Source organism: Candidatus Cyanaurora vandensis (genome assembly GCF_013285555.1).
Classification (GTDB): Bacteria; Cyanobacteriota; Cyanobacteriia; order Gloeobacterales; family Anthocerotibacteraceae; genus Cyanaurora; species Cyanaurora vandensis.
This window is the reverse complement of the sequence record NZ_JAAXLT010000113.1, coordinates 1-5031: the sequence shown is the minus strand read 5'-3', so window position 1 is coordinate 5031 and position 5031 is coordinate 1. Positions and strand designations below refer to the sequence as shown.

Here is a 5031-nt window from a genome sequence, read left to right as displayed (position 1 = left end):
TCAATTGGGGCGACTTGTAGACTCGCCTCGCGGTCCGTGGCTGGCTTGCCAGTTGCAGGGCTTCTGAAAGCTTCTCCCTTCAGGGAGGAGTTGTTTACAACCAGCAACACCGGGTAAAAACTGTCAAACTGGGGCAGAGCGAGGAAGTACCTATGTTGACAGCAGATGTAGCTTTGGAGCTACGCCCAGACCCGAGGGGACGTTTTGGCGTGTATGGGGGGCAGTACGTCCCGGAGACCTTGATGCAGGCCTTGGTGGAACTGACCGAGGTTTACCACCGCATTACCCAGGAGCCAGCATTTAAGGCCGAGCTCCAAGACCTCTTGACCCACTATGTCGGACGGGCGACCCCGCTCTACTTTGCCGAACGGCTGACCCAGCACTATGCCAGTGCCCGGGTTTACCTCAAGCGCGAGGACCTCAATCACACGGGTGCCCACAAGATTAACAATGCTCTGGGTCAAGTCCTCCTGGCGCGACGGATGGGGAAACGGCGCATCATTGCCGAGACTGGCGCGGGTCAGCATGGCGTGGCGACAGCGACGGTCTGTGCCCGGTTTGGTCTGGACTGCACCGTGTATATGGGTACGGAGGACATGGCCCGCCAAAAACTCAATGTCTACCGGATGCAATTACTCGGGGCGCGGGTGGAGCCGGTACAGGCCGGGAACGGGACGCTCAAGGATGCCACCTCCCAGGCGATCCGCGACTGGGTGACCAATGTGGAGACGACCCATTACATCCTCGGTTCCGTGGCAGGACCCCACCCTTACCCGATGATGGTCCGGGATTTTCAGGCGGTGATTGGGCAGGAGACTAGGGCGCAGGCTTTGGCCCAGTGGGGGGGCACGCCTGATGTGTTGCTTGCCTGTGTGGGCGGGGGTTCTAATGCCATGGGGCTTTTCCATGAGTTTGTCCCGGATCTCGCTGTCCGACTGATTGGCATTGAGGCGGCGGGGGCGGGAGTGGCGACGGGTCGTCATGCGGCAACTTTGACCCAGGGCCGCCAGGGAGTTTTACACGGGGCGATGAGTTATCTGTTGCAGGATAACGAAGGACAAGTCCTCGAAGCGCATTCAATTAGTGCGGGACTGGACTATCCCGGTGTGGGACCGGAACACAGTTACCTTAAGGACTGCGGACGGGCGGAGTATTACAGCGTGACTGATGAGGAAGCCTTGGTGGCCTTGAAACTCCTGTCGCGGCTTGAGGGAATCATCCCGGCCCTGGAGACCGCCCATGCCTTTGCCTACCTTGAAACCTTGATGCCCCAGTTGCCCTCCACCCAAACCGTGGTGATCAATTGCTCCGGGCGGGGGGACAAGGACCTCTTTACCCTGGCGGAGCGTGAGCAGGGGCTTTAAGCCACCGCTTTATAATTGAGAAATACCGAGGGTACCTAGCACGATGAAAAAGGTCATTTTTGAGACGGACAAGGGCAATATCGAGGTTGAGCTTTTTGAGCAAGACGCGCCTAAGACCGTGGCGAACTTTGAAAAGCTCAGCAATGAGGGGTTTTATGACGGCTGTAGCTTCCACCGGGTGCTCCCTAACTTCATGGTCCAGGGCGGCGACCCGCTCAGTAAGACCTTGTCTCCCGGTGACCGTAAAATCGGGACGGGCGGGCCGGGTTATCAAATTAACTGTGAGACCAAGGGCAACCCTCACCGTCATGAATTTGGGACCTTGAGCATGGCCCACGCGGGTCGCAATACGGGCGGTTCTCAGTTCTTCATCACCCACAGTCCTCAGAGTCATTTGGATGGAGTGCATACGGTTTTTGGGCAGGTGGTGGACCAGGCGCAGTTGAAGGTGGTGAATGCGATTCGTCAAGGCGACCGGATGAATAAAGTACGCGTCGTCGAGGGTTGATATGGACCAGCGATGGGGCCTTGGCTTGGCTGTAGCGTTAAGTTTGGTAAGTTGTGCTACACCGGGGACAGAAAATTCTACAGCAGCTCCTAATACCGCCAGTAGTGCGCCTACCGCGCCGGTGATCCCCAGTCCGCCGGCGGGTGGTGGCTCGGTCCCAGGGACAGATTTCATTGCTGATGCTGCCCAACGGGTGACCCCGAGCTTAGTCTCGATCCAGGTGCGTTCGGTGGTAGCGGACAGTTCCTTCGGGGACCCGCGCTACCGCCGGTTCATGCAGGAGTTTTTCGGGGTCCAGCCGCGTCAACAGATCCAGCAAGGCCAGGGTTCCGGTTTCATCATTGACCCCAACGGGACCATCTTGACCAATGCCCACGTCGTTGCTAACGCCCAACAAGTGACGGTGAAACTGACGGATGAACGGCAGTTCCAGGGCCGGGTGCTGGGGACGGACCCGATTACCGATATTGCGGTGGTCAAGATTGACGGGGCCGGACAACTGCCCGCTGCGGTCTTGGGTTCTTCGAGTAACCTGCGGCCCGGTCAGTTTGTGGTGGCCTTGGGCGATCCCTTGGGGTTTGAGAATACGGTGACAGCGGGGATCGTCAGCGCACTCCGGCGACCCAGTTCCCAGATTGGCATCTCTGAGAAACGGGTGGATTTTATCCAGACCGATGCCGCCATCAATCCCGGCAACTCCGGTGGACCCTTGATCAACCTGCGTGGGGAAGTGATTGGGATCAATACTGCGATCATCCAGGGTGCTCAGGGTCTGGGGTTTGCTATCCCCATAGACCTAGCCCGTCAGGTGGCGCAACAATTGATTAGTCAGGGCAGTGTCACTCGTTCCTACGTGGGCTTGAAGATGGTGGACCTGACGCCCCAGATTGCCCAAGCTCTCCAGCAGGATGGCTTCGATCCCGGCGTAACTGCTGGGGTCTTAATCCAAGAAGTTCTCCCGGATTCGCCAGCAGACCGGGCGGGACTCGCGGCGGGGGATGTAATCATCCAGATCGGGGACACGCCTGTGGCGGATGTAAACCAAGTCCAAGGAGCGATCGAGAAAACAAAACCAGGTCAGCGGTTGAACTTTCAGATTGCCCGCCAAGGTAACACGCGCAACCTTGCCGTCCGCACTGAGGCTCTGTCTAACCGTCCAACCTAGCAGGGGGGTTAGGGAGGATCTTGTTCGGTAATCTATACCTGATTCTCCCTGCCTGCCACTAACTGCTGTACCTGCTCAACTGTCAATCCAGTCACACGGGCAACCGTAGCCAGCTCCATGCCCTCACTCAGCAAATTAGTGGCAATCTGTTGGGCCTTTTGCTGACTGCCTTCTACTTTGCCTTCTACCTTGCCTTCTACCTTGCCTTCTACTTTGCCTTCTGCTTTGATAGCTTGATAGGTTACTGACTCTCGCATCATGTCCCTCCGCAAGATTCGTTCAATTGCTTCTTGCTCTAATATTAACCCAGCCAGGATGAACGCCGAGGCCGCCACATTACTCTGGGTGCGCGGGTCAGGGATCTGGCTAATCGCCTGAGCCACTTGCTGTAACGTACTGAGGCGGTTATCGGTCTGACTCAACACGGCAAAAGGTAATAGCCCCGGAGCGGCGAGGAAAGCCTGAGTGGGTTGCTCCCACAACCGGATCACAGCAAATTCATGGCGGGTTTGTTCCAATGTGAAGGTTGTTTGCTGGACTAGCTCGGAGGTAGTGGGCTGTAGATAGACAACGACTTGACGCATCTGCTTGTGAGGAAAACGACGGTAGACCCGCAGCCGATAATCAATCATGCGAAAAGGAATATCGGACCGCGCTTGCGTTTGAAATTCTAGGTGCAACACGAGGTCCTCCGTTTGCAATAGAATCAGGGCATCGGCGCGAATAGGTTCCAAAGAGAGTTCCGAGGGGCTGAGCTCGGTGAGGGTCAGGGGTGTTCCCAATAGCCATTGGGCAAAGTCGGCGGGGAAGGTTTCTGCCAGGAATTTACAGATATTGTCGAACATGGAGAAATTGTAGTATCTTTTTTACGCGTCAAGTACGCCCTGTAAAAGTTGGAAAAATATCATGTAGCTCAAGTGTTGGGTAGCTTACTTAGAAGAAGTTTTTCGGGTGACCCCTCCCTCAGGTTAGTTAAAGTACGGAGACAAGGTTGGAGGTTGGGTGTGTCCCACGGGGTGATGCTGGCCTGGATATTAGTTTTTGCCTTAGTCCACAGTGGGCTGGCAGGCTGGCGGTTGCGGGTAGAGTCGGTGGTGGGTCCACGGGCCTATCGAGTTCTGTTCGCGCTGACGAGTTTGGGGCTCGCGGTGCCCATGCTCGTTTATTTTATCAACCACCGTTATGACGGTTGGCTATTGTGGGACCTACGCGGTAGTGCGTGGGTGCAGGGGGTGGTGTTGGTCCTGTCGGCAGTGTCGTTTTTGTTTCTGTATCCCGCGACATTTAATCTGCTGGAAGTCGCCGCGATTGCTAAGCCCCAAATGCGGCTCTACGAGACGGGGATTACCCGGATTACTCGCCATCCTCAGTTGACTGGGATGACGCTCTGGTGTGTAGCTCACGTTCTTTGGTTAGGGACTTCTTTTGCCTTGGTGACGGCTTTAGGTCTGGTCAGTTACCACAGCTTTGCCGTCTGGCATGGGGACCGACGGCTCTACACCCGCTATGGGGAAGCTTTTTTAGCATTGAAAGCACGGACCTCAGTAATTCCTTTCGCCGCCATCCTCCAGGGCCATCAAACCCTAGTCCTCAAGGAATTCCTCCGTCCGGCGTACCTGGGGGTATTGGCTTTTGTGGTGCTGGTTTTTGTTTATCACCCCTGGCTGGTCGAGCGGTCGGCCCAGGTTTTTTGGTGATGGCGATAGACCTCTTGATTGTGAGTAACGGACCAGGGGAGCTGAGTACCTGGGTCCGTCCGGTGGTAGCTCTCATTCATAGCCAACATCCCGACTGGCGCATCTCGGTGATCCTGGCTCCCTGTAGTAATGCCAGTGGGAATGAAGTCGCCTTGGCCCAGAGTTTATCGGGGGTCACGCGGGTCCAGGCGGCGGGGGCCTATCAACGATTTTTGGTGACGGGGCGCACCCAAGCTGACTGGGATTGGTACGCACGGGGAGCGGTCCTTTTTCTGGGAGGGGACCAGGGGTTTACCT

General features: G+C 56.5%; 5 protein-coding genes and 1 pseudogene. 5 read left to right on the top strand and 1 reads right to left on the bottom strand.

What is annotated here, in order from left to right; all coding sequences use genetic code 11:
• Positions 1 to 152 precede the first annotated feature (152 nt).
• The 3 genes from trpB to HFM78_RS08120 are packed head-to-tail and all read left to right on the top strand — an operon-like array spanning position 153 to position 3037.
• Positions 153 to 1364 (top strand): tryptophan synthase subunit beta, encoded by a 1212-nt coding sequence (gene trpB / locus HFM78_RS08130; RefSeq protein WP_287128935.1) that lies wholly within the window; start codon positions 153 to 155, stop codon positions 1362 to 1364.
• A gap of 43 nt (positions 1365 to 1407) precedes the next feature.
• Positions 1408 to 1872 carry a peptidylprolyl isomerase gene (locus tag HFM78_RS08125; RefSeq protein WP_287128934.1) on the top strand — a complete coding sequence of 155 codons (465 nt, stop codon included), beginning with the start codon at positions 1408 to 1410 and terminating at the stop codon, positions 1870 to 1872.
• Between the two features lies 1 nt (position 1873).
• On the top strand, positions 1874 to 3037 hold the full coding sequence (locus tag HFM78_RS08120) for a trypsin-like peptidase domain-containing protein (RefSeq protein ID WP_287128933.1): 1164 nt from the start codon (positions 1874 to 1876) through the stop codon (positions 3035 to 3037).
• 32 nt (positions 3038 to 3069) lie between these two features.
• Here the strand turns inward: HFM78_RS08120 and HFM78_RS08115 are convergent, their stop codons facing one another.
• Positions 3070 to 3882 carry an Rpn family recombination-promoting nuclease/putative transposase gene (locus tag HFM78_RS08115; protein ID WP_287128932.1) on the bottom strand — a complete coding sequence of 271 codons (813 nt, stop codon included), beginning with the start codon at positions 3880 to 3882 and terminating at the stop codon, positions 3070 to 3072.
• A gap of 174 nt (positions 3883 to 4056) precedes the next feature.
• Between HFM78_RS08115 and HFM78_RS08110 the strand changes: the two genes are divergently transcribed.
• Both HFM78_RS08110 and HFM78_RS08105 read left to right on the top strand, forming a co-directional pair.
• Positions 4057 to 4734, top strand: coding sequence for an NnrU family protein (locus HFM78_RS08110; protein WP_396033441.1), 678 nt, complete (start codon positions 4057 to 4059; stop codon positions 4732 to 4734).
• Positions 4734 to 5031, top strand: a pseudogene (locus HFM78_RS08105) (lipid-A-disaccharide synthase); the annotation flags it as partial. The gene HFM78_RS08110 and the pseudogene HFM78_RS08105, both read left to right, overlap by 1 nt.